Annotated in this window: 18 protein-coding genes; 8 read left to right on the forward strand and 10 right to left on the reverse strand. The window is 69.9% G+C overall.

From position 1 onward, the window contains the following. Positions 1–5: 5 nt before the first annotated feature. Together ACFYZZ_RS33465 and pulA are read right to left on the reverse strand one after the other, a co-directional pair. Complete coding sequence (locus ACFYZZ_RS33465; protein WP_386574430.1) at positions 6–368, reverse strand: 5-carboxymethyl-2-hydroxymuconate Delta-isomerase; 363 nt, start codon at positions 366–368, stop codon at positions 6–8. A 33-nt stretch (positions 369–401) separates the two neighbouring features. Beyond that, a complete protein-coding gene (pulA, locus tag ACFYZZ_RS33470; protein WP_389184050.1) occupies positions 402–5,807 on the reverse strand; it encodes a pullulanase-type alpha-1,6-glucosidase in 5,406 nt (1,801 codons plus the stop codon). On the opposite strand from pulA, the gene ACFYZZ_RS33475 reads away from it, so the two are divergent. Next, complete coding sequence (locus tag ACFYZZ_RS33475) at positions 5,763–6,137, forward strand: carbohydrate-binding module family 20 domain-containing protein (RefSeq protein WP_389184053.1); 375 nt, start codon at positions 5,763–5,765, stop codon at positions 6,135–6,137. The two genes, pulA and ACFYZZ_RS33475, sit on opposite strands and share 45 nt — an antisense overlap. Positions 6,138–6,147: 10 nt before the next feature. Here ACFYZZ_RS33475 and ACFYZZ_RS33480 read toward each other — a convergent pair whose 3' ends face one another. The 5 genes from ACFYZZ_RS33480 to ACFYZZ_RS33500 form a co-directional block, all read right to left on the reverse strand. Next, positions 6,148–7,527 (reverse strand): alpha-amylase family protein, encoded by a 1,380-nt coding sequence (locus ACFYZZ_RS33480; protein WP_389184055.1) that lies wholly within the window; start codon positions 7,525–7,527, stop codon positions 6,148–6,150. A 133-nt stretch (positions 7,528–7,660) separates the two neighbouring features. Then, on the reverse strand, positions 7,661–9,328 hold the full coding sequence (locus tag ACFYZZ_RS33485; RefSeq protein WP_389184278.1) for a glycoside hydrolase family 13 protein: 1,668 nt from the start codon (positions 9,326–9,328) through the stop codon (positions 7,661–7,663). A gap of 161 nt (positions 9,329–9,489) precedes the next feature. Then, positions 9,490–10,395 (reverse strand): sugar ABC transporter permease, encoded by a 906-nt coding sequence (locus ACFYZZ_RS33490; RefSeq protein ID WP_389184057.1) that lies wholly within the window; start codon positions 10,393–10,395, stop codon positions 9,490–9,492. Positions 10,396–10,414: 19 nt separating this feature from the next. Then, on the reverse strand, positions 10,415–11,419 hold the full coding sequence (locus tag ACFYZZ_RS33495; RefSeq protein ID WP_389184059.1) for a carbohydrate ABC transporter permease: 1,005 nt from the start codon (positions 11,417–11,419) through the stop codon (positions 10,415–10,417). A 96-nt stretch (positions 11,420–11,515) separates the two neighbouring features. Next, positions 11,516–12,787, reverse strand: a complete 1,272-nt coding sequence (locus ACFYZZ_RS33500) for an extracellular solute-binding protein (RefSeq protein ID WP_389184062.1) — start codon at positions 12,785–12,787, stop codon at positions 11,516–11,518. A 380-nt stretch (positions 12,788–13,167) separates the two neighbouring features. Here ACFYZZ_RS33500 and ACFYZZ_RS33505 point away from each other — a divergent pair, with 380 nt between their 5' ends. Then, positions 13,168–14,202 (forward strand): LacI family DNA-binding transcriptional regulator, encoded by a 1,035-nt coding sequence (locus ACFYZZ_RS33505; RefSeq protein ID WP_389184065.1) that lies wholly within the window; start codon positions 13,168–13,170, stop codon positions 14,200–14,202. Positions 14,203–14,270: 68 nt separating this feature from the next. Next, positions 14,271–15,137, forward strand: a complete 867-nt coding sequence (locus tag ACFYZZ_RS33510) for a phosphatase PAP2 family protein (protein WP_389184068.1) — start codon at positions 14,271–14,273, stop codon at positions 15,135–15,137. Between the two features lie 28 nt (positions 15,138–15,165). On the opposite strand, the gene ACFYZZ_RS33515 is transcribed toward ACFYZZ_RS33510, so the two are convergent. Further along, positions 15,166–18,168: a bifunctional [glutamine synthetase] adenylyltransferase/[glutamine synthetase]-adenylyl-L-tyrosine phosphorylase gene (locus tag ACFYZZ_RS33515; protein WP_389184070.1), complete on the reverse strand. Its 3,003-nt coding sequence runs from the start codon at positions 18,166–18,168 to the stop codon at positions 15,166–15,168. A gap of 832 nt (positions 18,169–19,000) precedes the next feature. On the opposite strand from ACFYZZ_RS33515, the gene ACFYZZ_RS33520 reads away from it, so the two are divergent. From ACFYZZ_RS33520 to ACFYZZ_RS33540, 5 genes are all read left to right on the forward strand, one after another. Continuing rightward, positions 19,001–19,441: a VOC family protein gene (locus ACFYZZ_RS33520; RefSeq protein ID WP_389184281.1), complete on the forward strand. Its 441-nt coding sequence runs from the start codon at positions 19,001–19,003 to the stop codon at positions 19,439–19,441. 107 nt (positions 19,442–19,548) lie between these two features. Next, the gene (locus ACFYZZ_RS33525; protein WP_389184073.1) at positions 19,549–20,436 is read left to right on the forward strand and encodes an alkaline phosphatase family protein; all 888 of its coding nucleotides are present in this window, start codon (positions 19,549–19,551) and stop codon (positions 20,434–20,436) included. Position 20,437: 1 nt separating this feature from the next. Then, entirely contained in the window at positions 20,438–21,718 is a 1,281-nt protein-coding gene (locus ACFYZZ_RS33530) for an MFS transporter (RefSeq protein ID WP_389184076.1), read from the forward strand. Continuing rightward, positions 21,715–22,734 carry a TolB family protein gene (locus ACFYZZ_RS33535; RefSeq protein WP_389184079.1) on the forward strand — a complete coding sequence of 340 codons (1,020 nt, stop codon included), beginning with the start codon at positions 21,715–21,717 and terminating at the stop codon, positions 22,732–22,734. Before ACFYZZ_RS33530 ends, ACFYZZ_RS33535 begins: the two co-directional genes overlap by 4 nt. 30 nt (positions 22,735–22,764) lie before the next feature. Continuing rightward, positions 22,765–23,184 (forward strand): VOC family protein, encoded by a 420-nt coding sequence (locus ACFYZZ_RS33540; protein ID WP_386574451.1) that lies wholly within the window; start codon positions 22,765–22,767, stop codon positions 23,182–23,184. Here ACFYZZ_RS33540 and ACFYZZ_RS33545 read toward each other — a convergent pair. Together ACFYZZ_RS33545 and ACFYZZ_RS33550 are read right to left on the reverse strand one after the other, a co-directional pair. Continuing rightward, on the reverse strand, positions 23,177–24,220 hold the full coding sequence (locus tag ACFYZZ_RS33545; protein WP_389184083.1) for an NAD(P)-dependent alcohol dehydrogenase: 1,044 nt from the start codon (positions 24,218–24,220) through the stop codon (positions 23,177–23,179). The two genes, ACFYZZ_RS33540 and ACFYZZ_RS33545, sit on opposite strands and share 8 nt — an antisense overlap. Positions 24,221–24,336: 116 nt before the next feature. Next, positions 24,337–25,563, reverse strand: a complete 1,227-nt coding sequence (locus ACFYZZ_RS33550; RefSeq protein ID WP_389184086.1) for a glycoside hydrolase family 3 N-terminal domain-containing protein — start codon at positions 25,561–25,563, stop codon at positions 24,337–24,339. Positions 25,564–25,711: the final 148 nt, after the last annotated feature.

The raw sequence follows: 25,711 nt of genomic DNA on the forward strand, positions 1-25,711 counted from the left end.
GACCGCTACCGGTCGAACTTCCGGTACGACGGATCCAGGTCGCGGATCTCGGCGGAGGCGTGCAGGGCGAAGCGCTTGTCCGCCACATGCCCCCGGAGCAGCTCCAGCACCGCCTCCGTGAGCCTCGCCTTCGTCTCGTCGCTGCGGCCGGCGAGGAGCCCGATGGTCACGTGCACGATGGCGTGCCCGTGCTCCGCCGGGTCCTCGTACCCGTACGCCGTGAGTGCGCTCGGCCGGAACTGCGTCTTGCAGGCCTCCGGCTTGGCCGCCGCGATCTCCACGGTCGCCTCGTGCAGCGCCCGCGCGAAGCCGGCGCGGTCGAAGGCGGCCTCCATCGTGTTCGAGTAGTCGACGGTGATCTGCGGCATGAGCACTCCTGTTCTACGGCGACGGGGCCGACCCTACTTCGCCGCCCGGGTGAAGACCGTCACCGTCCGCGCGGGAACGGTGAACGTGCCCGAGTCGGCGGCGTAGGAGGAGGTCTTCACCACCTCGTCGCTGCCGGCCGCCTGCACCGGGTGCAGCCGGTAGGCCGTCCCGGCGAGGGCGCCGATCCGCTGGTCCTGCTGCTGCGGGGTGGCGTTGAAGACCACGACCAGGTCACCGAGCTGCATGGTGATCACACCAGGCGTCTCGTCCTTGCCGGACAGCGGGAAGGACAGCCGGTCCTGCACCTGCGCGGCCGTGCCGAGGGAGAACGCCTTCTCCGTCGTACGGATCCTCAGCAGGTCCTGGTAGGCGGCCGAGGAGCCGGTGATCTGCGGGCAGCCCACCTTCACCACGCCGAGCAGCGGCTTGGCGTAGGTCCACTTGGACTGGTTGTCGGCCGCCATGGGCAGGCCTCGCCCGAAGCCGTTGCCGTCGGCGCAGTTCCAGTGGATGGCGTTGAACCAGTCGCCGCTGTCGAAGGAGTTGCGGTCCAGCGACTTCGAGCGCAGCAGGTCGGTACCCGCCTGGGAGAGGGACGGCCCCTGCGAGAGGGCGGCCGTGGCCATCGCCAGCACCTGCATCCGGGCCCGGTCGGACGCCGAGGTGTCCTTGGGCAGCTTGTAGGTGAGAGCGTCGAACAGCGACTCGTTGTCGTGCGCGTCCACGTAGGCGAGGGCGTCGCCGGGTGCGTCCGCGTATCCGGCGGGCGAGCCGTTGTAGTCGACCTCGGAGCCCTTGACCTCCTTGCCGTCGGTGCCGGTGAAGGCGAAGGACTTCAGGTTGCCGCTCAGACCGACCTTGATCAGGTCCTGGTAGTGCAGCAGCCGGGCCTTCTGCTCGGCCGAAGTGCCGTTGGCCGCCGATCCGTTGGGGTCGGTGTAGAGCCCGGAGGCGAAGCCCTGGATGCCGGGGTCCGAGTCGAAGGGGCCGCCGCCGCGCACGGCGTCACGGGCGCGGTCGGAGAAGGTGGCGATCCCGGTGCCGGCCATGTTCTGCTGCGTGGCCTGCACGAACCGGGCGTCGTTCGCGACCTCTCCGAAGTTCCATCCCTCGCCGTACAGGATGATCTTCTTGCCGTCGACGCCGTCCTTCTCCAGGGTCAGCGCGTCGAGGGCCTTCCGCACCGCCAGGATGTTGGCCTTCGGGTGGTGGCCCATGAGGTCGAAGCGGAACCCGTCGACCTTGTACTCCTTGGCCCAGGTGACGATCGAGTCCACGACCAGCTTGCCCATCATCGCGTTCTCGGGCGCGGTGTTGGAGCAGCAAGTGCTGTTGGCCACGCTGCCGTCGGCAAGGAGCCGCTGGTAGTAGCCGGGCACGACCTTGTCCAGGACGGAGGTGTCCGCCTGGCCGCTGGCCGCCGTGTGGTTGTAGACGACGTCCATCACGACCCGCAGGCCGTCGTCGTTGAGCGCCTTGACCATCCTGCGGAACTGGACGGTACGGGCGGTGCCGTCCGGGTCGGTGGCGTACGAGCCCTCGGGGACCGTGTAGTGGTACGGGTCGTAGCCCCAGTTGTAGGCGTCCTTCGCGGCGATCTTCGCCACGCACTCCTGCTGCTTGTCGGAGTCGGCCGCGTAGGAGGCCAGGTCGCAGTCGGTCCTCGCCTGGTCGGCCTTCTTCTCGGGGATGGTGGCGATGTCGAAGGCGGGCAGCAGGTGCACGTACGAGGTGCCCGACTTCGCGAGCTGCCGCAGGTGCTTCGAGCCGTCGCTGTCCTTGTCGGTGAAGGCCACGTAGGTGCCCTGGTCCTTCGCCGGGACGGTCTTGTCGGCGACCGAGTAGTCCCGGATGTGCAGCTCCTGGATCTGCGCGTCCTTCAGCGGTACGGCCCTGGGCTTGTGCAGACCCGTCCAGCCGCTCGGGGCGAGGGACCGGTCGTTCAGGTCGACGACCAGGCTGCGCTCGGAGTTCGCGGTGAGCGCGACCGAGTACGGGTCGGTGACCTTGTTGGTGACCACCCTGCGGACGCTGGGCGCCCAGACCTTCACGACGTACCGGTAGGGCTTGCCCTTCCAGGACGCGGGGCCGGTGACGGACCAGACGCCGGTGGTGGCGTTGCGGTGCATCTTCACGGCCGTGCCGGCCAGGTCGAGGTGGACCGACTGTGCCGTCGGCGCCCACACGGAGAGGGTCGGCTTCCCGTCGTGGAAGACCGGGCCGAGGCTGCTCTTCGTCGCGCCGGAGTACAGGTCGTCCAGCACGCCGGCGATCTGCACCCCGGTCGCGGCCAGCACGGCACCGTTCGCCGCACGCTGCGAGGCCACGAGCTGTCCGCCGAGCGCCGAGCGGACCCGGTCGCGGTCACGCGGGTCGACGGACCAGGCGGTGTAGTTCTTCAGGTGCGGGAACTTCGCCTTCTGGGCGTCGGTGAGCGTCGCTCTTGTCAGCCGCAGCCAGCGCTCGTCGTCGCCGGTCAGCGCCCCGTCCTTGACGGCGATGGAGCCGTCGTGGGAGTACAGCAGCTGGGTGGAGACGGCGCCGTCGACGCCGTTCCAGGCGACCGTGTTCCGGTCGATCCAGACCGCCTTGGACGTGGTCAGGTCGAGGGCGGCCGCGCTGCCCGCGGGCTGCGGCAGCAGGTACTTCTCCTGGCCGTTCAACAGCCACACCTCGTAGCCGTTGGACTTGAGGTCCAGCGACTGGTCGGCGGGGAGATCCTTGTCGTCGCCCTTGTGGACGATGTAGCTGAGGCTGGTGGCACCCTCGGTGAGCGGCACCTCGAAGACCGCGCCATAGGCATCAGTCTTCACCGGCTTCAGGGGGTTCGACCAGTCGGTGGGGTTCGCGGCGCCCGTCCAGACGTGCAGACCCCAGCCGTCGTAGGCGCCGTCGGCGCGGTGGTAGTGGATGACCGCCTTGGCCTTGTCCTGGGCGGGATGGTCGGGCCGCTCGGTGAGGACGTCCGCCTTGCCCTGCTCGACCCAGACCTCACCCGTCTTGGTGACGTCGATGGACCGGTCGGCGGAGACGTCCTTGTTGCCGTCCTTGTCGATGACCAGGAAGCCGACGTTCGAGGCGCCCGGCTTCAGCTTGACGTAGGCGAAGGCGCCGTAGGCGTCGCGGCCGACGAAGGGGTGGCTGTTCGGCCAGCTGGTCGACTCGCCGTCGGCGAGGTCGCCCCAGGCGTACAGGCCCCAGTTGGCGTAGTCGCCGTCGGTGCGCTTGTAGTGGACGATCGCGTAGTCCCGGGAGGAGGCCGTGGGGACCTCGGGTGCGGCCGGGGTTCCGGTGGTGCTGCTCGCCAGGGTGCTCGCGGTGTGCCCGGCCGAGTCGATCACGACCGCCTTGTAGCGCAGGGCGGTCCCGGCGGGTACGTCCTTGCCGATGGCCTGGGTGACCTTGTAGGGGGCGTGGTCGGCGGAGCCGAGCGTCTTCCACGCGTCGCCTCCGACCTGGGCGGCGAAGACCACGCGGTTGAGCCGACCGCCGTCGACGTCGGCGCTGACGTCCACGGTGCCGGTGGCTCCGGCGGCCGGGGCCTTCAGCGTGATCGTCGGCTTCGCGGCGGGCCCGGCGAGGGTACCGGTGGCCTTGAGGACCACGGCGGAACCGGCCGGGACGGTGACGGCGAGCTTGCGGTCGGCGTCGGACTTCACCGTGCCGGAGGTCCCGTAGACGCCCTGGTACGCCATGTCCGCCGAGCCGGTGGAGAAGGTCGCGGACTTCTCGCTGTCGGCGTTGTTGAACGCGACGACGTACTCGGCGCCGGTCTTCGCGTCCGTACGGGTGAAGGCGTAGACGCCGGCCCCGTCGGCCGCGTACCGCTCGGTCTGGACACCGTCGGTCAGCGCCGGGTTGTTCCTCCGGAGCTTCGAGAGGGCGGCGATCTCCTTGTAGAGCGGCGCCTTCGCGTCGTACGCGTCGCTCGCGTGGGTGCGGTCGGTGCCGATCTCGTCGTCGTCCAGGTAGTCGGCGACCTTGGAGGCGAACATCGTCTGGCGGGCGTCCTTGTCGCCGCCGGAGCCGGTGAAGCCCTGTTCGTCGCCGTAGTAGACGACCGGGTTGCCGCGGCTGAGGAACATCAGCTCGTTGGCGAGCCTGTCCTTGCGCAGGATCTCGGCGTCACCGGCCTTCGGGTTGTCCTGCTTCAGGAAGTACCCGATGCGGCCCATGTCGTGGTTGCCGAGGAAGGTGACCTGCTCGTACGCATTGGCCTTGTCGGTCGTGTACTTGTAGTCGTCACCGAAGACGCTCGCCAGTCGCTGTGCGCTGCCGCCCTGGGAGGCGTAGGAGCGGGCCGCGTCCTGGAAGGGGAAGTCGAGGGTGGCGTCCAGGCGGCCCTGGGTGACGTACGGGGACGTGATGGACGGGTCCGCCGAGTAGACCTCGCCGAACATGAAGAAGTTCTTCCGCCCGTGCGCGGCCGCGTACTTGTCGAGCGCGGTGGCCCACTGGGTCCAGAACTCCATGTTCACGTGCTTCACGGTGTCGATCCGGAAGCCGTCGACGCCGAAGTCCCTCACCCAGCGCTGGTAGATCTTCTCCATGCCGCTGACGACCTCGGGACGCTCGGTCCACAGGTCGTCCAGGCCGGAGAAGTCGCCGTAGGCCGAGGACTCGCCGGCGAAGGTCGAGTCGCCCCGGTTGTGGTACATCGTCGGGTCGTTGAGCCAGGCCGGGACCTTGCTGTTGCTCGTGACCTTCGGCGTGCGCGGGAAGGAGTCCGCGTCGACGGCCGGGAACTTCCTCTTGCCGTCCGCGTAGTCGGAGTCGTCGAAGGGCCGCCCGTCCTTGGTCAGATACGGGAAAGCACCCTTGGACAGGTAGTCGTAGGACTTCTCCTTGTAGTCGACGACGTCGGCGGTGTGGTTGGTGATGACGTCGAAGAAGACCTTCATGCCCTTGGCGTGCGCCTTGGAGATGAGGGTCTGGAGGTCCTGGTTCGTCCCGAAGTGCGGGTCGACCTGGGTGAAGTCGGTGATCCAGTAGCCGTGGTAGCCGGCCGAGGCGTTGCTGCCCGTGCCCTGCACCGGGCGGTTCTTGAAGATCGGCGCCATCCAGATGGCGGTGGTGCCGAGGCCCTTGATGTAGTCGAGCCGCTTGGTCAGGCCCTTGAGGTCGCCACCCTGGTAGAAGCCCTTGTCGGTGGGGTCGTAGCCGGTGCTCAGGCGTGAACCGGTCAGCCCGCCCCGGTCGTTGGACCTGTCGCCGTTGGCGAAACGGTCCGGCATGACGAAGTAGAACTGCTCGCGGGTGTCGTCGTGCCGGGCGGGCTGGGCCGCGAGCCTGGCGTCCGACGGGGGCGGGGGCGGGGTGTCCGCGTGGGCCGCGAGCGGCGTCACGAGGGCTGCGGCGAGCGCGGCGACAGCGACGGCCGCGACCCGTCTGACGTGGGCGGTTCGGCGCGTCGGGGGCGCCGGCCATCTCGGTATCACAGGCGGGAACTCCTTGCGATTACGGCTCTTTTGGGTCCGACCCCGCGCGACCGTACCGCTGCCGAAAGGTTTACAGCAAGACCCTTGAAATCCATAGCAAGAAGTTTCAGCGTCAACCTTGGCGTCCCCTTCTCAACTTCCCCACGCTCACGGGTTGTTGAACTCTGTCCCCTCTGGAGCAAGCTGGTCATCGTCCCCAGGAGCACGTCCTTCGCGTACAAGTACGTGAAGAAGGACGGCTCCGGGAACGTGACCTGGGAGTCCGGGACGAACCGCTCGTACATGACGGGCAGTTCGTCCGGCTACACCACCGGCGACACCTGGAAGTAGTGCCCCGGGCTCAGCAGCTCGACTTGCCGGCGTAGATCGCGAGCGCCGTGTTCGAGCCCAAGGTGGCGGTGAACTGCCCTGCGGAGTTCACCGCCACCGTCGTGTTGTTCTGGACGTTGCAGTAGGTGCCCGCGGGCAGCGAGGTCTGGTACGTGCGGGTCAGGGACGAGGACTCGTGGTTGATCGCCACATAGCCCTTGCTTCCCCGGCCGAAGGCGATCGCGTTGTTGCCGTTGTCCCACCAGTTGGAGACGGCCTGGCCGCGGGTCGCGTTGCGGAAGGCGACCATGCGGATGATCTCCGGCCAGGCGTGCTGGCACTTCCAGCCGTCCTGCCAGCAGGCGTTGACGGTGCCGCCGTTCGGCGGGCCCGCGTCCACGTCGGACCACTCGTAGCCGGAGTTGATGTCCGGGGCGCCGTAGGGGTGGGCGAGCATGAAGACGTTAGCCAGGGTGTAGTTGGCGCCGTCCTTGTAGTTGAGGGTCGAGCCGTTGCGTTCCGTGTCGTGATTGTCTACGAAGACGCCTGCCACGGAGCTGCTCAGGTAGCCCCAGCCCTCGCCGTAGTTGGTCAGGTACGCGAGCTTCTCGTTGTTGAAGACGCGCTTGAGGTCGTAGGCGTAGCGGAACTCCTGGACGTCTCCGTTGCCGGTGTACTCGGTCGGCTGGACGGCCTCGTTCGCGCCGTAGATGACCTCCTGCTTCCAGTAGACGGAGGGGTTGGTCAGACGGCTCTTGATGTTGGCCAGGTCGTCCGCCGGGATGTGCTTGGCGGCGTCGATCCGGAAGCCGTCGACCCCCAGCGTGAGCAGGTCGTTCATATAGCCCGCGATCGTCTTGCGGACGTACTCCTCGCCCGTGTCCAGGTCGGCGAGGCCCACCAGTTCGCAGTGCTGGACGTTCCAGCGGTCCTGGTAGTTGGTGACCTGGGAGGTGCAGTCGTCGAAGTCGTAGGAGGAGTACAGGCCGGGGTAGTCGTACTTCGTGTACGACGAGCCGCCCGTGCCGGTGCCCGGGCCCGCCGCCATGTGGTTGACGACCGTGTCGACGACGACCTTCACACCGGCCGCGTGGCAGGTGTTCACCATGCTCTGGAAGGCGGTGCGGTCGCCGAGACGGCCCGCGATCTTGTACGACACCGGCTGGTACGACGTCCACCACTGCGAGCCCTGCATGTGCTCGGCGGGCGGGGAGACCTGGACGTAGCCGTAGCCGGCGGGGCCGAGGGTGTTGGTGCACTCGCGGGCGACCGAGGAGTACTTCCACTCGAAGAGGACGGCGGTGACGTCCTTGGTGCCGGGCGGGGAGGCGTACGCGGCGGTCCCTGGGGCGAGGACGGCGGCGGCCGCGGTGAGGGCGAGGGCACCCGAAACGATTCTGCTGCTGGCCATGTGGGGGTTCCTTCTCCGTTGAAGGCCTTGCTGAAATCTTTCAGAAACCTTGCGGTGGCCAGATGTTAAAGGCCCGCCACCCAAAAGGGCAGCGGGCCGTAAGAAGTTGACGGAAGAAGTTATCGAGCGGTGATCACGCCGTCGTCCACCACACGGTCGTGTCGGCGGGCACCTTCGTCTCGCCGTCGGCCTCGGTCACCTCATCGCTGGCGAGCAGGACGCGGCCGTGGGACGGGGTCGTCACGGACTCGCCGGAGGTGTTCGCGACACACACGAACTCGCCCCGGCGGAAGGCCAGGACGCCCTCCGGCGCGCGCAGCCACTCGACCGCCTCGCCCGCGCCCAGGTCGGGCTGCGCGCGGCGGATGCCCAGCGCCGAGCGGTACAGCTCCAGCGTCGAACCGGGGACGCCCGACTGCGCCTCGACACTCAGCTCGGCCCAGGCCGACGGCTGGGGAAGCCAGCTGCCGCCGGCGCCGAAGCCGTACGAGGAGCCCTCGCGGGTCCACGGGATCGGCACCCGGCAGCCGTCGCGGAAGCCGTCCTGGCCGGCGCCGCGGAAGAACGCCGGGTCCTGGCGCACCTCGTCGGGCAGGTCCACGACGTCCGGGAGGCCCAGCTCCTCGCCCTGGTAGACGTACGCCGAGCCGGGCAGGGCCAGCATGAGGAGGGTCGCCGCGCGGGCCCGACGCAGGCCCAGCTCACGGTCGCCCGCCGTGCGGATCTGGGTGCCGAGACCCGGAGGGTTGGCGAAGCGCGTCGCGTGGCGGGTGACGTCGTGGTTGGACAGGACCCAGGTGGCGGGGGCGCCGACCGGGCGCATCGCCTCCAGGGTGCGGTCGATGACCGTCCGCAGTTCCTCCGCGTCCCACTCCGTGCCCAGGTACTGGAAGTTGAAGGCCTGGTGCAGCTCGTCCGGGCGGACGTAGTTCGCGGTGCGCTCGACGGTCGGCGTCCACGCCTCGGCCACGAAGATCCGCTCGCCCGCGTACTCGTCGAGGACCACGCGCCACTGGCGGTAGATGGCGTGCACGCCGTCCTGGTCGAAGAACGGCATGACATCGTTGCCCAGCAGCTTGAGCTGGTCGTGGGAACCCAGGTCCGGGAGGCCGTCGGCCTTCACCAGTCCGTGGGCGACGTCGATACGGAAGCCGTCCACGCCCATGTCCAGCCAGAAGCGCAGGATGGAGCGGAACTCGTCTCCGACCGCCGGGTGCTCCCAGTTGAAGTCGGGCTGCTCGGGGGCGAAGAGGTGGAGGTACCACTCACCGTCCTCGACCCGGGTCCAGGCGGGGCCACCGAAGATGGACTCCCAGTCGTTCGGGGGGAGTTCGCCGTTCTCGCCCTTGCCGGGGCGGAAGTGGTAGCGCTCGCGCAGGGGCGAGCCGGGGCCCTCGGCGAGCGCGCGCTTGAACCACTCGTGCTGGTCCGAGGAGTGGTTCGGGACCAGGTCGACGATGACGCGCAGGCCCAGCTCATGAGCGTCACGGATCAGTGCGTCGGCGTCGAGCAGGTTGCCGAACATGGGGTCGACGGCGCGGTAGTCGGCGACGTCGTAGCCGGCGTCGGCCTGCGGGGAGGCGTAGAAGGGGCTGAGCCACACGGCGTCCACGCCGAGGTCGCGCAGGTACGGGAGTCGGGAGCGTACGCCTTCCAGGTCGCCCATGCCGTCGCCGTTGCTGTCGGCGAAGCTGCGCGGATAGACCTGGTAGATCACCGCGTCCCGCCACCAGTCGCGGTGTTTGGCGACGGTGGCGACGGCGGAGTCGTCGGCCGGGGCTGCAGGGGTCTGCTGGCTCATGGCGTCCTTGATGCGTAAGGGAGTTCTGGTCATGGGAGCGTGGGTACGGCGACAGGGGCCAGGGGGTGTGCGAGGCGGCCGCGGTGTCAGCGGGGTCGGATGGACACCGCGGCCGCCTACCCGCGCGGACAGGCGCGCGGGAGCCCGGTGCGGGAAGGGCCTCAGCCCTTCGTGCCGCCTGCGGTGAGGCCGGTGACGAGGTTCTTCTGCACGAGGTAGAAGAACGCGGACACGGGTATCGCGATCAGTACCGCGGTGGCGGCCATGTAGTTCCACTGCGCGTCGTGCTCGCTGACGAAGGTCTGCAGACCGACGGCGAAGGTGTACTTCGAGTCGTCGAGCATGAAGGTGGTCGCGAAGGCCACCTCACCGACGGCGGTGATGAAGTTGTAGAAGGCGGCGACGGCCAGCCCGGGGCGGGCCAGCGGCAGGATCAGCCGGAAGAAGGTGCCGAAGGGGCTGAGCCCGTCCACGCGTCCGGCCTCGTCGATCTCGAAGGGGATGGTGTCGAAGTACCCCTTGAGCAGCCACGCGCTGTAGGGCACGGCGGTGGTGCAGTTGATGACGATCAGTGACCAGTAGGTGTCGATGAGCCCGAGTTCGCTGAAGATCTCGTACATCGGCACGATCAGGATGGCGATCGGGAAGGCCTGGGTGAGCAGCAGCACCCACATCAGCGACTTGTAGCCGGGAAAGCGCATGCGGGAGACCGCGTAGCCGGTGGTCGCGGCGACGAAGACACCGATCAGGGTGGTGCCGCAGGCCACGATCATCGTCGACTTGAACCAGTCGAAGAAGGCGGTGTGCTCCAGCACGAAGCTGTAGTTGGAGAAGGTGAGCTTGCCGGCGATCCTGCCGGGGTGCAGGTAGTCGTCCTTGTCCGGGCCGAGGGACAGGAAGAACAGCCAGGCCACCGGGGCCAGTGCGATGAGGCTCGCGACGACGAGGCCGCCGTGCAGGAGCGCGGCACCGAGCGGGCTGCGCTCGCCGCGCCGGCGGGTCCGGCGCGGGGCCGGTGCGGTGGGGGCGGGTCCGGCCTCGGTCTTTTCGAGGGTCGTGGTGCTCATGGCGGCGGCTCCTGCGGCGTCAGACGGCGAGCTGGTCATTGCGCTTCAGCCAGCGGAAGTAGAAGGAGGTGAAGACGGTCAGGATCGACAGCAGCAGTACGCCGTACGCGGCGGACTGGGCGAAGTCACGCGGCTGCTGTCCGAAGCCCAGGAAGTAGGCCCAGGTCACGAGGATCTGGGCGTCGGGGGCACCGGTGGGGCCGAACAGCAGGAAGATGATCGCGAACTGGTTGAAGGTCCAGATGATGCCGAGCAGCACCACGGTGGAGCTGACCGAGCGCAGGCCGGGCAGGGTGACGTGCCGGAACTGCTGCCAGGCGCTGGCGCCGTCCATCTCCGCGGCCTCGTAGAGCGTGGAGTCGATGGACTGCAGGCCGCCGAGCAGCGAGAGCATCATGAACGGCACACCGCACCAGGTGTTGACCATGATCGCGGCGAACCGCTGCCAGAAGGTGTCCTCCAGCCACTGCGGCTGGGGCAGGTGGAGGGCGTCGAGGAACTGGTTGAGCACGCCGGAGTCGGCGAGCATGATCCGCCAGGAGAAGACGGTGACGAAGGTCGGCACGGCCCAGGGCAGGACCAGCATCAGCCGGTAGAAGGTGCGGCCGCGCAGCTTCTGGTTGAGCATGAGCGCGAGGCCGAGGCCGATCGTGTAGTGCAGGAACACACAGGCCGCCGTCCAGAAGACGGTCCACAGGAAGTGCGACCAGAAGCGGTCGTACGAGGTCGGGCCGAACAGGATGTCCTTGTAGTTGTCCAGGCCGATGAACTTGTAGGTGGCGGCGATGTGGTTGACGCCGATCGTGCGCGCCGAGTTGAGGCTGTTGGCGTCGGTGAGGGTCAGGTAGACACCCCGCACCAGGGGGTAGCCCACGATGACACCGAGCACGATGACCACCGGGGCGATCATCGCGTAGGCGTACCAGTGTTTCTGGTAGCCGTTCTTGATGCGCTGCCCCAGCCCGGGCCGAGGCGCGCGGTCACCGCGGCGCTTGCCGGTCGCGCGGTCGATGGCGACTGTCATGGTTCGACACCTTCTGATGGTTCAGGGGTTGGGCCGGGCACAGGCCGATGGCCGCCGGATCCTTCCCCCCTCGGGAGGATCCGGCGGCCAGCGGGCTTACTTGCTGAAGTCGGGCACCAGCTTGGTCATGGCCAGCTCGGCGTTGCTCAGACCCTTGTCCAGCGACTCCTTGCCACCGGCGATCTTGGGCAGCTCGGTGTCCAGCGGACCCCACAGGGAGCTGTACTCGGGCAGCGCCGGGCGGGGCTGGGCGGCGGCGAGGACGCCCTGGTAGCCGGCGATGCCGGGGTCGGCCTTGACCTGGGCGGTGTAGGCGTCCGAGCGGGTGGGCAGCGTGGAGTTCTTCAGGGCGATGGTCTCCTGGGACTTCGCCGAGGTCATGAACTGCACGAGCTTGAGCGCCGCGGCCTGGTGGGCCTTGTCGGAGCCGGCGTAGACCGCGAGGTTGTGGCCGCCGGTCGGGGCGCCCGCCTTGCCGGAGGAGCCGGCCGGGACGGTGGCGATGCCCAGGTTGGACTTGTCCGTGAAGGCCTTGCCCTTGTAGAAGTTCGTGATCTCCCAGGGACCCTGGACGATCGCGGCGACCTTGCCGTTGACGAACGCGTCCTGGATGTGGGCGTAGGCGTCGGCGGTGGTGTCGGCCTTGTGCAGACCCTTGCCCGAGAACAGGCTCAGCCAGGTGCCGTAGGCCTTCTTGGCGGCGGCCGAGTTCACGGTGATCTTCTTGGCGGTGACGTCGACGGTGTCGGTGCCCTCGCCGTAGAGGAAGGACTGGGCGTAGTAGGCCTGGGTGGAGCCCCAGTAGCCGTCGACGCCGGTCTTGGCCTTGACCTTGGCGGCGTCACTCTTCAGCTCGGCCCAGGTCGTGGGGGCCTCGGTGATGCCGGCCTTCTTGAACAGAGCCTTGTTGTAGACCAGGGCGAGGGTGTCGGTGACGAACGGCACGCCGTAGGTCTTGCCCTCGTACTGGGCCTGCTTGATCAGGTTCGGCTGGAACTTGGCCTGGTCGGCGAGGGCGTCCGTGCCGTCCAGCGGCAGGAGGTAGCTCTTCTTCGCGAAGGCCGGGGTCCAGCCGACCTCGGAGCGCAGCACGTCCGGGGCGCCCTTGGAGCCGGCGGCGGTGTCGAACTTGTTCTGCGCCTGGTCGAAGGGGACGTTGACGTACTTGACCTTGATGTTCTTGTTGGCGGCCTCGAACTGCTTGATCAGGGCCTTGTACGTCGGCGCCTCATTCGTGGCGTTGGAGGTGTCCCACCAGGTGATGGTGACCGGGCCGTCCGACTTGCTGTCGCTGTCGCTCCCGCCGCACGCCGTCGCCGCCAGGGCGAGGGACGCCACCAGCGCGGAGGCCGCTATGCCACGCCGCATGAGTTCTCCTTGAGGGTTAAAGCCCGTGTGATGCAGGGAGGGTCCCGTCCGCCGTCCCCGCGGTCTTGCCGACTGCGCCGTTGCGGCCGCCGGGCGACTGGAACGTAACAGCCGTGTAAGCCTTGCGAAAGACCTTGCAGAAAAAAAGTGCAAGACACCACGATGGTTACCGCCCCGTGACCTCACGGCGACACCCGCGCAACCGCCTATTGAAGCCGCTGAGCGGGGAGAGCGACACTTGTGCAAGACTCTGCAAGCTCTTGCTGCCACTATTTCGAGGGAGCCCGATGACGCAGCAATCCACGGCAGGCCGTGCGGCCGGCCGCGCACGGCGTCCCGTCGGTGTGCAAGGCGCGATGCGGCCGGTACAGTCCAGTGCCGTGACCACACGGCTTGCGGACATCGCTGCGCAGGCGGGGGTGAGCGAAGCGACCGTCAGCCGCGTCCTCAACGGGAAGCCGGGCGTCGCCGCCACCACCCGCCAGTCCGTGCTCGCCGCGCTGGACGTGCTCGGCTACGAGCGTCCGGTACGGCTGCGGCAGCGCAGCGAGGGCCTGGTGGGCCTGATCACCCCGGAGCTGGAGAACCCGATATTCCCGGCCCTGGCCCAGGTCATCGGCCAGGCGCTGACCCGGCAGGGCTACACCCCGGTGCTCGCCACCCAGACCCCGGGCGGGTCGACGGAGGACGAGCTGACCGAGATGCTGGTGGACCGCGGGGTGGCGGGGATCATCTACGTCTCCGGGCTGCACGCCGACACCACCGCCGACATGCAGCGCTATGAGCGGCTGCGGGCGCAGGGCGTGCCGTTCGTCCTGGTGGACGGGTTCTCGCCGCAGGTGCAGGCGCCGTTCATCTCCCCCGACGACCGGGCCGCCATGACGCTGGCGGTGACGCACCTGGCGTCGCTGGGCCACACCCGGATCGGTCTCGCGCTCGGCCCGAAGCGGTTCGTGCCGGTGCAGCGCAAGATCGAGGGCTTCATACGGGCGATGCAGGACCAGTTGGGGCTGGACGCCCGGACGATCGAGACCGAGCTGATCCAGCACTCGCTGTACACACTCGAGGGTGGCCAGGCGGCCGCGACCGCGCTGATCCAGCGCAACTGCACGGCGGTGGTGTGCGCGAGCGACATGATGGCGCTCGGTGCCATACGGGCCGCCCGGCAGCTGGGCCTGGAGGTGCCGCGGGACGTGTCCGTGGTGGGCTTCGACGACTCCCCGCTGATCGCCTTCACCGACCCGCCGCTGACCACGGTCCGCAAGCCGGTCCCGGCGATGGGCCAGGCCGCGGTGCGCACGCTGCTGGAGGAGATCGGCGGGACGCCCGCGCCGCACAGCGAGTTCGTGTTCATGCCGGAGCTGGTGGTGCGGGGTTCGACCGCTTCGGCGCCGAATGTCCTCCGTATGTCGTAGAACGTGCGGGTTGGACCCAACCTTGGGATGATCTGGCGAGGAAGCCTTTTCTGGCAGACTCTGTGCCTATGAGTGACTCGACCGTGACAGAACCGGAAGGTCGCGAGGAGTTGGCCGTTCCGCAGGCCGTCACGGGCGAGGACAGACAGGGTCTACGGCATCGGCTGCGCCGCCCGCGCAGGCCCCGGTTGTGGTTCGAGATCCTGCTCGTCGCGGTGAGTTACTGGACCTACTCCCTGATCCGCAACGCGGTCCCGGAGCAGAAGGCCCAGGCGCTGCGCAACGCCGACTGGGTCTGGCATGTGGAGCACCGGCTGGGCGTCGCCGTCGAGGAGTTGGTCAACCATGCCGTGAACTCGGCGAATTGGCTGATCATCGGCATGAACTACTACTACGCCACACTGCACTTCGTGGTCACGCTGGGTGTTCTGGTGTGGCTCTACCACTGGCATCCCGGCCGCTATGCGGCGACCCGGCTGGCACTGTTCGCGACCACGGGTGTGGCGCTCGTCGGCTACTACCTGTTCCCACTGGCCCCGCCCCGGCTGATGAACGGCGGCCTCTTCGTGGACACGGTGACGGTGCACCACACCTGGGGCTCGATGGCCTCGGGCGACCTGAAGCACATGTCGAACCAGTACGCGGCGATGCCGTCCATGCACATCGGCTGGTCGCTGTGGTGCGGGCTGACCGTCTTCGCGCTGGCGTCCGTGCCGTGGGTACGGGTGCTGGGCCTGCTCTACCCGGCGACCACACTGCTGGTGATCGTTGCCACGGCCAACCACTTCTGGCTGGACGCGGTGGGCGGCGTCCTCTGCCTGGCCTTCGGTTTCACGGTGGCCCGGCTCTGGTACGGCAGCCTGCCGTACGCCCTGCCGAGGCTGGTGCCGGTCCCGGCCCGGGCCGCCGCGCCGGCTCAGGTCCCGTCCGCGTAGCAGACTCGGCTTCCGTCCGGTAGAAGGCTCAACTTCCGTCCGCGTAGAACAGGTCCTTCACGACCGTGCGCGCCCTACGGGTCGTACGGCGGTAGGCGTCCAGCATGTCCCCGGCGTGCCCGGCGCCGTAGCCCAGGTAGCGGCCGACCGCGGCCAGCTCGCGGGGCTCGGTCGGGAAGGTGTCCCCGGCCCGGCCGCGGACCAGCATGACCGCGTTGCGCACCCGGGTGGCCAGCACCCAGGCCTCGTCCAGCACGGCCGCGTCCTCGGCGGCGATCAGCCCGGCCGCGTGGGCGTGGGCCAGGGCCTCACGGGTACCGGTGGTGCGCAGGCCGGGCTCGTGCCAGCCGTGGCGCATCTGGATCAGCTGGACGGTCCACTCGACGTCGGACAGGCCGCCGGGACCGAGCTTGGTGTGCAGCCTGGGGTCGGCGCCGCGCGGCAGCCGCTCGGCCTCCATCCGCGCCTTCAGCCGGCGGATCTCGCGCACCGCGTCCTCGCCCAGGCCCCGCTGCGGGTAGCGCAGCGGGTCGATCAGCTCGGTGAAGCGGCGGCTCAGGTCCTCGTCCCCGGCGACCGGCTCGGCCCGCAGCAGCGCCTGCGACTCCCAGACCAGGGACCAGCGGCGGTAGTAGGCCTCGTACGACTTCAGGGTGCGCACCAGCGGCCCCGACTTGCCCTCGGGGCGCAGGTCGGCGTCGATGAGCAGCGGCGGGTCGGCGCTGGGCAGCTGCAGCAGGCGGCGCATCTCGGCGACGACCTTGTTCGCGGCCTCCGCGGCCTCCCGCTCGTCCACGCCCTCCTGCGGCTCGTGCACGAACAGCACGTCGGCGTCGGAGCCGTAGCCCAGCTCGTGACCGCCGAAACGGCCCATCCCGATGATCGCGAACCGGGTCGGCAGGGTGTCGCCCCAGCCGTCGCGGACCACCGCGCGCAGGGTGCCGGCGAGGGTCGCCGCCGTCAGGTCGGAGACGGCGGCGCCGACCCGGTCCACCAGGGCGCCCTGGTCGGCCTCGGCGGGGCTGGTCTCGGTGCCGTACGAGGAGACGATGTCCCCGGCGGCCGTACGGAACAGCTCGCGGCGGCGGACCCCGCGGGCGGCGGTGACGCCCTGCTCGGCGTTCTCGGCACGGCCCACGGCGGCGAGGATCTCCTGCTCCAGCGGGGCGCGCTCGCGCGGATCCAGACCGCCGCCGCCGTCGCCGTCGCCCAGCAGGGCCACCGCCTCCGGGGCGCGCATGAGCAGGTCGGGGGCGAGGCGGCCCGCCGACAGGACGCGGGCCAGGTTCTCGGCGGCCGCGCCCTCGTCCCTGAGGAGCCTGAGGTACCAGGGGGTCTTGCCGAGCGCGTCGGAGACCTTGCGGAAGTTGAGCAGACCCGCGTCCGGATCGGCGGAGTCGGCGAACCAGCCGAGGAGCACGGGCAGCAGGGTGCGCTGGATGGCCGCCTTGCGCGTCACGCCGGAGGCCAGGGCCTCCAGGTGGCGCAGGGCCGCGGCCGGGTCGGCGTAGCCCAGGGCGACCAGGCGCTCGCGGGCCGCCACCGCGCTCAGCCTGGCCTCGCCGGGGGCGAGTTGGGCCACCGCGTCGAGCAGCGGGCGGTAGAAGAGCTTCTCGTGCAGCCGGCGTACGACACCGGTGTGCCGCTTCCACTCGCGCTGCAGCTCGGCCACCGGGTCGGTGCGCAGGCCCAGGGAGCGGCCGAGGCGGCGCAGGTCGGCCTCCGCCTCGGGGACGAGGTGGGTGCGGCGCAGCCGGTAGAGCTGGATGCGGTGCTCCATGGAGCGCAGGAAGCGGTAGGCCTCGTCGAGGCGGGCGGCGTCCTCGCGGCCCACGTAGCCGCCGGCGGCGAGTGCCTGGAGCGCGTCGAGGGTGGTGCCGCTGCGCAGGGAGGGGTCGGTGCGGCCGTGCACCAACTGCAGGAGCTGGACGGCGAACTCGACGTCCCGCAGGCCGCCCGGGCCGAGTTTCAGCTCGCGCTCGACCTCCGCTGCGGGGATGTTCTCCACCACCCGGCGGCGCATCTTCTGCACGTCGGGTACGAAGTTCTCGCGCTCGGCCGCCTTCCAGACGAGGGGTTCGAGCGAGTCGACGTACGCCTGGCCCAGGATGGTGTCCCCGGCCACCGGGCGGGCCTTGAGCAGGGCCTGGAACTCCCAGGTCTTGGCCCAGCGTTGGTAGTAGGCGAGGTGGCTGCTGAGGGTGCGGACGAGGGGGCCGTTGCGGCCCTCGGGGCGCAGGTTGGCGTCCACCGGCCAGATCGAGCCCTCGATGGTCGTCTCGGAGCAGATCCGCATCATGTGCGAGGCCAGCTTGGTCGCGGACTTGAGCGCCTTGCCCTCGTCCGCGCCTTCCGCCGCCTCGGCCACGAAGATCACGTCCACGTCCGAGACGTAGTTCAGCTCGTGGCCGCCGCACTTGCCCATCGCGATCACCGCGAGACGGCAGACCGCGGCGTCCCCGGGGGCAGCGGCCACGGCCATGGCCAACGCCGTGCGGAGAGTGGCGGTGGCCAGGTCGGCCAGTTCGGCGGCGGTCTCGTGGAGGTCCGTGGTTCCGCACACGTCACGTGCCGCTATCGACAGCAGGCAGCGGCGGTAGGCCACGCGCAGCGAGATGGGGTCGACGGCCTCGGCCAGACCGCGCTCGAACTCCTCCACACCAGGGTGCAGGTCCCGGGGCTCGTACGTGACCAGCGCCTGCCAGTCGCTCGGGTGGCGGGCGAGGTGGTCCGCGAGGGCGGCGGAGGCGCCGAGGACCCCCAGGAGGCGGTCGCGCAGGGGCTTGGCCGCTATCAGCGTGTCCAGCAGTTCGCGGCGGGCGGTGGGCGCGGGCTGGGCCTCCAGCAGGCGCACCAGGCCGTGCAGGGCCAGGTCCGGGTCGGCGGTGGCGCCCAGGGCCTCCAGGAGGAAGGGGTCGTCGCGGAGGGGGGCCAGCTCGCCGCTCTCCAGGAGGCGCTCGGCGGCGGAGGGATCCGTGAAGCCGTGCCGCAGCAGTCGCGTGAAGGTACTGCTCCTGCGCCCCGGCGTCATCCGTGGCCTCCCCTGGATCTCGGTCCTCCTGGCGAGAGCCTAACCGGAGAGGGCGGCTACGGCGCGGGTGCCTGCGGCGCGGGTGCCTGCGGCGCGGGTGCCTGCGGCGCTTGGGCGGCTCCGTTGTGCGGGCGCGCTGTGCCTGCAGCGGGTTGGGCGGTACGTGGTGGGGGGCGCCCTGCCTGCGGCGGGCTGTGCGGGTGGGTGTGCCTGCGGCGCGTGTGCCTGCGGCGCTTCGGCGGCTCCGTAGTGCGGGCGCGCTGTGCCTGCGGCCAGCTGTGCGGTGCCGTGTGACCTGCGGCGCTTGAGCGGCTCCGTAGTGCGGGCGCGGTGCGCCTGCGGCCAGCTGTGCGGTGCCGTGTGACCTGCGGCGCTTGAGCGGCTCCGTAGTGCGGGCGCGGTGCGCCTGCGCCCAGCTGTGCGGTGCGTGGTCGGGGGGTGCTCTGCCTGCAGCCGCCTGCGCGGGTGCGGTGTGGCTTACGCCCTGTGCGTGCGGCGGCCCGCTCGGGTGCTGTGTGCCTGCGGCGGGCTGTGCGGGTGCGGTGCGGTGTGCCTGCGGCGGCCCCTGTGGGTGCTTCGTGGCTTGGGGCGCACCCGATGTGGTGGGTGGGGCGGGGCCGCGCCGGGTGGTGCCCGTCCTCGGTCCGGCGGGCTGTGGGGGGAGTCGTAGCCGAGTTTTCGCCGGCCGCTGCGGGCGGACACCACCCGGCACGTCCCCTTCCCGCCGTGCGCGGGTGCGGCGTCGTGGGGCCACAGGTTCTCGGTTTCGGTGGTGGCGGGCACCGATTTGGGCTTCGGTGTGGGGGAGACGTTCAGCGGGAGGAGTCCATTCATGGAGATGACGCTCGAAGTGATCCTGCTGCCCGTGTCCGATGTGGACCGGGCCAAGGAGTTCTACCGGGACAAGGTCGGCTTTCACGTCGATCTCGATGGTGAGGTGATGGAGGGCGTGCGGATCGTGCAGCTGACGCCGCCGGGGTCGGGGTGTTCCATCGCGCTCGTCGACGGGCTGCAGGTGCCCACAGGGACGCCTCGGCCGGGGACGTATCACGGGATGCAGCTGTGCGTGACGGATGCCAAGGCCGCGTACGAGGAACTGACCGCGCGAGGGCTCGAGGTGAGTGAGCCGGTGCAGTTCGCGCCTCAGGACGGGGCCACGTTCATGTACTTCAAGGATCCCGACGGGAACGGGTGGGCCATCCAGGAGTACAAGCGGCGGATCACCGAGCCGCTGCATCAGGTGCTCGCCGGACTGGTCCACCGGGAGGAGTAGTTCACGAGGTCTTCATCCTCCGGGTTGAGTGACGTGGGGCGGGGGAATATTGACGTGTGCATGCTCTGTCCGCACCGCCAACCCCGCCCCTCTCCCCGGAGGTTGATGTGTCCGGCAGTTCCGTGTTCCGCCGTGCCCGCACCGTCGTGGCGTCCGCCGCGGCCTTCGCAGCGGCCGCGTTCGGCGTGTGGACCGGGCTCGGCGGTGAGACCGCGCACGCCGCGGGCGCCGTCCCCAGCCCGGACCACGTGGTCGTCGTGGTCTTCGAGAACCACGCCTACAGCCAGGTGATCGGCTCCTCCAGCGCCCCGTACATCAACTCGCTCAAGTCCGGCGGCGCCAACCTGACCCAGTCCTACGCCATCACCCACCCGAGCCAGCCGAACTACTTCGCCCTGTTCTCCGGCTCCACGCAGGGGATCACGGACGACAGCTGCTACACCCCGGGCTTCTCCTCCGCGGCGAACCTGGCCTCCGAGCAGATCGCCGCCGGCCGCAGCTGGGCCAGTTACAACGAGACGCTGCCCAGCCAGGGTTCGACCACGTGCAGCAGCGGCAAGTACGCGCGCAAGCACAACCCGTGGTTCGGCTTCAACAACGTGCCGACATCGAGCGCCAAGACCTTCGCGCAGTTCCCGGCCGACTACTCGACGCTGCCTCAGATGTCGTTCGTGGTCCCCAACCTGTGCAGCGACATGCACGACTGCTCGGTGTCGACCGGTGACACCTGGCTGAAGAACAACCTGGGCGCGTACGCGACCTGGGCCAAGACCCACAACAGCCTGCTCGTCGTCACCTTCGACGAGGACAACCGGCTCAGCGGCAACCGCATCCCGACGGTGCTGTACGGCCAGCCGGTGGCGGCGGGGTCCTCCTCGTCCACCACCTACAACCACTACGACATGCTGCGCACCCTGGAGGACACGCAGGGCCTGACGACCCACGCGGGCAACGCGGCCTCCGCCCGGGACATCTCCGGTATCTGGGCGCCCTGACGTGTACGTAGCGGACAGCCGCGCCAACACTCCCGGTGCGCCGGCGTCCGCGGACGGTGCCGTCCGGCCTCTTGCCGGGCGGCGCCGCGCCGTGGTCGCCCCCACGGTCCTCGCCCTCGGCACCGTCAGTCTGGTCACCGACGTGTCGTCCGAGATGGTCACCGCGGTGCTCCCGCTGTACCTGGTGACGGGGCTGGGTCTGTCTCCGCTGGGCTTCGGGCTGCTCGACGGGATCTACAACGGCTTCTCGGCGCTCGTACGGCTCGCGGGCGGGCATCTCGCCGACCGCGGGGGCGGGCGGCACAAGTGGGTGGCCGGGTTCGGCTACGGCATCTCGGCGCTGTGCAAGCCGTTGTTGCTGGTGGCGCACTCGCTCACCCCCATCGGGCTGAGCCTGGCCGCCGACCGCACCGGCAAGGGACTGCGTACGGCCCCGCGTGACGCGCTGATCTCGCTCTCCAGCACGCCAAAGACCCGGGGCCGCGCCTTCGGCGTGCATCGGGCGATGGACACCGCGGGCGCCCTGCTCGGGCCACTGGTGGCGTTCCTGATCCTGCGGGCCACGGTCGACGGCTACGACGCGGTGTTCACGGTCAGCTTCTGCGTGGCCGTGTTCGGGGTGCTGGTGCTGGTGCTGTTCGTGCCGGGTGGTGGTCGCCGGGAGGGTGACGCCACCGGGGACGATGCGCGGCCCACGCTGCGCGCCGCCGTAGGGCTGCTCCGCCGGCGCGACCTGCGCCGGATCACGGTCTGTGCCCTGCTGCTGGGGCTCGCCACGGTCAGCGACTCCTTCGTCTACCTGCTGCTGCAGCGTCGGCTCGGTGTCCCCGACCGCTGGTTCGCGCTGCTGCCGCTCGGCACGGCGGCCGCGTTCCTGCTGCTGGCGATCCCGCTCGGCCGGCTCGCCGACCGGGTGGGCCGGTGGGCCGTCTTCCTGGCCGGTCACGGAGCCCTGCTCGTCGCGTACACGCTGCTGCTCACCTCCTGGCACGGCGCGGCCCTGCCGTACCTCGTCCTGGCCCTGCACGGCGGCTTCTACGCGGCCACCGACGGGGTGCTGATGGCGGCGGCCTCACAGGGCGTGCCGGAGGCGCTGCGCTCGTCCGGCCTGGCCGTCGTGCAGACCGGGCAGGCGCTGGCCCGGTTCGCCTGCTCGCTGCTGTTCGGCGCCGCCTGGACGGTCTGGGGCGACCGGGCCGCGCTGGTGGGTGCGGCGGTGGCCCTGGCCGGGTGTGCGGCGTTCTCTCTCACCCTGCGCCCGAAAGGCACCGTCACCGCATGACCGTACGCACCCGCATCCTGATCCTGCTCTCGGCCGTCGTCGCGCTGGCGGCGGTCGCGGTGGCGTCCGTCCTGCACGCGTCTGCGCGCGCGGACCGCCGCGACCACGCGCAGGCGGGCGGCCCGAAGGTCACGTCGGGCACGGTGTCCCTGACCGGGCACGGCCGCATGGTGTTCCGCAACATGGCGTGGGGACCGCACCGCGACGAGCTGACGACGGTCCCGGCCTCGGACCCGGCCGGACCGCGCACCGCCTCGGGCGTCAAGTGCCTGCGTTTCTACGCCGCCTCGGGCACCGGAGTGTGCCTGCAGGCGGTGCACGGCCCGGTCTCGGACACCTACCGCGCCCTGATCCTGGACGACCGTCTCCGTACCCGGGACCACTACGACGTCCCGGGCATCCCGTCCCGGGCCCGGGTCTCCCCCACCGGGCACTTCGCCGCCTGGACGGCGTTCGTGGGCGGTGACTCGTACGCCGGTACGAACTTCTCCACGCGCACGGCGATCGTGGACGCCCGTACGGGCGAGCTGATCCCGTCCCTGGAGGCCTTCCGGATCGTCAGGGACGGGCACCCGTACCGTGCGGCCGACACCAACTTCTGGGGCGTGACGTTCGCCGCGGACGACCGCACGTTCTACGCGACGCTGGCGACCAGGGGCAGCACCTATCTGGTCCGGGGCGACCTGCGCACGCGTACGGTCACCACCCTGCACGCGAACGTCGAGTGTCCGTCCCTCTCCCCCGACGGCAGTCGCGTCGCGTACAAGAAGCGGGTCAAGGGCCTGCCCAAGGACGCCCCTTGGCGTCTGTACGTCCTCGACCTGCACACGATGCGCGAGACTCCCCTCGCCGAGCCGCGCAGCGTCGACGACCAGGCGGTCTGGAAGGACACCCGCACGATCGTCTACGCCCTGCCCGGGGACTACGGCGCGGACCTGTACGAGGTGCCGGCGGACGGGTCGGGGCAGCCGCGGCGGATCAGCAAGGCGGCGGTGTCGCCCGCGTATGTGCGCTGAGCGGAGCGGCGGACGGTTCACAGTAGGGACATGGACGACACGAACCTTCTGGCCCGGGGCCGGGTGGCCACCCGGCTGCCCGCCCAGGACCTGGACCGGGCCCGCCGCTTCTACTCCGAGGTGCTCGGCCTGGAGCCCGTCGACGAACGCCCGGGCGGGCTGCTGTACCGGTGCGGGGGCACGGACTTCGTCGTGTTCCTGTCGGCCGGAGCCTCGCCCGGCACCTTCACGCAGATGGCCTGGGAGGTCGAGGACATCGAGGCCGTCGTCTCGGAGCTGCGGCGACGCGGGGTGGTCTTCGAGGAGGTCGACCAACCCGGCTTCCACACCCGGGACGGCATCGCCGAGATCGACGGGAACTACCCGAGCAAGGGCGCCCGGGGCGAGCGCGGCGCCTGGTTCCGGGACAGCGAGGGCAACCTGATGGGCATCGGCCAGCCGGTCAGGTGAGCGTCGAGGTGTCGATGACGAAGCGGTAGCGCACGTCCGAGGCGAGCATCCGCTCGAAGGCTTCGTTGATCTTCGCGGCCGGGATGATCTCGACCTCGGCGCCGATGCCGTGTGCGCCGCAGAAGTCGAGCATCTCCTGGGTCTCGCGGATGCCGCCGATGAGTGACCCGGCGAAGATGCGGCCGTGCATGATGAGGGAGAACACGTTCAGTGAGAGCGCTTCGGGGGGAGCACCGACGTTGACCAGGACTCCGCCCGGCTTCAGCAGCCCGAGGTAGGAGTCCAGGTCGACTCGTGCGCTGACCGTGTTGACGACGAGGTCGAAGGCGCCGGCGAGCCGCTCGAAGGTGGCCGGGTCGCTGGTGGCGAAGTACTCGCGTGCGCCGAGGCGCAGGCCGTCGTCCATCTTCTTCAGCGACTGGGACAGGACGGTGACCTCCGCACCCAGGGCGTGGGCGATCTTGACCGCCAGGTGCCCGAGCCCGCCGAGCCCGACGACCGCGACCTTCTTGCCGGGGCCCGCGCCCCAGCGTCGCAGCGGGGAGTACGTGGTGATGCCCGCGCACAGCAGTGGAGCGGCCTCTTCCAGGGCGAGAGTGCCGGGGAGCCGGAGCACGAAGTCGTCGTTGACGACGACGTGCGTGGAGTAGCCGCCCTGCGTGACGGTGCCGTCCTCGTCGACGGAGCCGTACGTGAGGGTGTTGCCGTTCAGGCAGTACTGCTCCTCCCCCCTCAGACAGGGTTCGCACACCCGGCAGGAGTTGACCATGCAGCCGACGCCGACACGGTCGCCGGGCGCGTACCCGGTGACCTCGGAGCCGACCTCGGCGACGACGCCGGCTATCTCGTGCCCGGGGACCATCGGATACGACGCCGGGCCCCACTCACTGCGGACGTTGTGGATGTCCGAGTGGCAGATACCGACGTACTTGATCTCTATCAGCACGTCGTGCGGACCCACGTCCCGTCGCTCGACGGTCGTGGGCGTGAGCGGTTCGGTCGCGGACGTCGCGGCGTAGGCGGGAACGGTGAGCACGTGTCCCTCCCGTACTTCGAGGGTGCGTGGTACGCAACGGCGGAACGTATCCACCCTGTGCCACAACCTGGGCCGGAGCCACCTGAGCGAGGTGTCGGTGCTGCGTCCGCTCGCGTTCAGGAGCAGAGATTCACGTGTCGGACGGCCAGGACGTGCCCTGCCGCGTCGATGAGTCGGCTGCGGGAGAGCTGTCCGCCGGCCACCGCGTTGGTGATCGCCGTTGCGATCGAGGACGTCCGGGAGCCGACGTTGCTCCCCAGGTCGAACAGGACCATGTCGGCACCTGAGCGCAGGGCCTGGACTGCGGCGGCGGGGACGCTGAAGCCGGCGGCGGAGATCGCCTTGGCGCTGAGGGAGTCGGTGATCACCAGCCCCTTGAAGCCCAGCCGGCCGCGGAGCACGGTGTTGATGTCGGTCGGCGACAGGCTCGCCGGATTGGTACCCAGGCCCGGAACGATGTTGTTGGAGACCATGACGGCCGGGGCGCCGGCCTTGATGGCCGCTGTGAACGGCGGGATGGCCACCTTTTGCAGGGTGGACCAGGGCAGGGTGCGGGCGGGGCCGAAGTCGGAGTTGTAGCTGGAGCCGCCCAGGCCCGGGAAGTGCTTGACGACGGGTATCACGTGTCCGGCGCGCAGCCCGTTCATGTACGCGACGCCGTCCTGGGAGACCACCGAGGTGTTGCCGCTGAAGGACCGCCATCCGTCGGGGTTGGTCTTGCTGGGGGCCACGTTCCTGCCGTCGACGTCGACCACCGGCGCGAGGTCCATGTTCACCTGGGCGGCCGACATCTTGGCGGCGACCTTCGTGACGTTCTGCTGGATCTGGGCCGGGGTCCAGTGCGCGCCCATGTACGCGGGCCAGGGCAGGGATCCGACGAGGTTTGCCATGCGCTGGATGTCGCCGCCCTCCTCGTCGGTCATCACCAGCAGGCCCAGGTGACCGGGTACGTGGGTCTTCAGGGCGGTCAGCCGGGAGCCGAGGTCGGACGGTGCCGTGCTGCCGAACAGGATCACACCGCCCGCACCGGCGCTCACCTCGGAGGTGACGTCGGACACCGAGGTCTCCGACACCGGGACGGCGATGGTCAGCATGGCCAGCCGGCGGTTCGACCACCCGGCCAGCTTCGCGCTGTTGGTGCAGGCGGCGGCTGTGCCGCGGTCCGGAGCGAGGGATGCTGGGGAGCCGGAGGGCGGGGATGCGGTGGGGGTGCCCGCACTCCAGCCCGCCAGGAGCATCGCCGCCACGGCGGTGGCGCTCAGTCTTCTTGCGTTCCTGGCCCGGCTGGGGAGCAGCGGTGATGCTGTCGTGGTACTGCGGTCACGGTACGACGGGAGGTTCATCGCCTGGCCTCCTTCGGGAAGTCGCGACGGTGCCCGTCGCGCTGAGGACCGTAGGAGCCGAGGTGGGCTCTACGAAGCGTGAGATGCGCTTCAGCCTGCATTTGTTCGAGGCTCCGCGGTAGGCGTACCACCAGAATCTCGCGTCGGT

It is taken from the genome of Streptomyces sp. NPDC001816 (genome assembly GCF_042892235.1).
Classification (GTDB): Bacteria; Actinomycetota; Actinomycetes; order Streptomycetales; family Streptomycetaceae; genus Streptomyces.

Coding starts and splice junctions, on each gene's coding strand:
- ACFYZZ_RS33550 (WP_389184086.1), bottom strand. CDS start 25,563: ATGAACCTCCCGTCGTACCGTGACCGCAGTACCACGACAGCATCACCG.
- ACFYZZ_RS33535 (WP_389184079.1), top strand. CDS start 21,715: ATGACCGTACGCACCCGCATCCTGATCCTGCTCTCGGCCGTCGTCGCG.
- ACFYZZ_RS33495 (WP_389184059.1), bottom strand. CDS start 11,419: ATGACAGTCGCCATCGACCGCGCGACCGGCAAGCGCCGCGGTGACCGC.
- ACFYZZ_RS33510 (WP_389184068.1), top strand. CDS start 14,271: ATGAGTGACTCGACCGTGACAGAACCGGAAGGTCGCGAGGAGTTGGCC.
- ACFYZZ_RS33515 (WP_389184070.1), bottom strand. CDS start 18,168: ATGACGCCGGGGCGCAGGAGCAGTACCTTCACGCGACTGCTGCGGCAC.
- ACFYZZ_RS33480 (WP_389184055.1), bottom strand. CDS start 7,527: ATGGCCAGCAGCAGAATCGTTTCGGGTGCCCTCGCCCTCACCGCGGCC.
- ACFYZZ_RS33500 (WP_389184062.1), bottom strand. CDS start 12,787: ATGCGGCGTGGCATAGCGGCCTCCGCGCTGGTGGCGTCCCTCGCCCTG.
- ACFYZZ_RS33465 (WP_386574430.1), bottom strand. CDS start 368: ATGCCGCAGATCACCGTCGACTACTCGAACACGATGGAGGCCGCCTTC.
- ACFYZZ_RS33540 (WP_386574451.1), top strand. CDS start 22,765: ATGGACGACACGAACCTTCTGGCCCGGGGCCGGGTGGCCACCCGGCTG.
- ACFYZZ_RS33520 (WP_389184281.1), top strand. CDS start 19,001: ATGGAGATGACGCTCGAAGTGATCCTGCTGCCCGTGTCCGATGTGGAC.
- ACFYZZ_RS33485 (WP_389184278.1), bottom strand. CDS start 9,328: ATGAGCCAGCAGACCCCTGCAGCCCCGGCCGACGACTCCGCCGTCGCC.
- ACFYZZ_RS33490 (WP_389184057.1), bottom strand. CDS start 10,395: ATGAGCACCACGACCCTCGAAAAGACCGAGGCCGGACCCGCCCCCACC.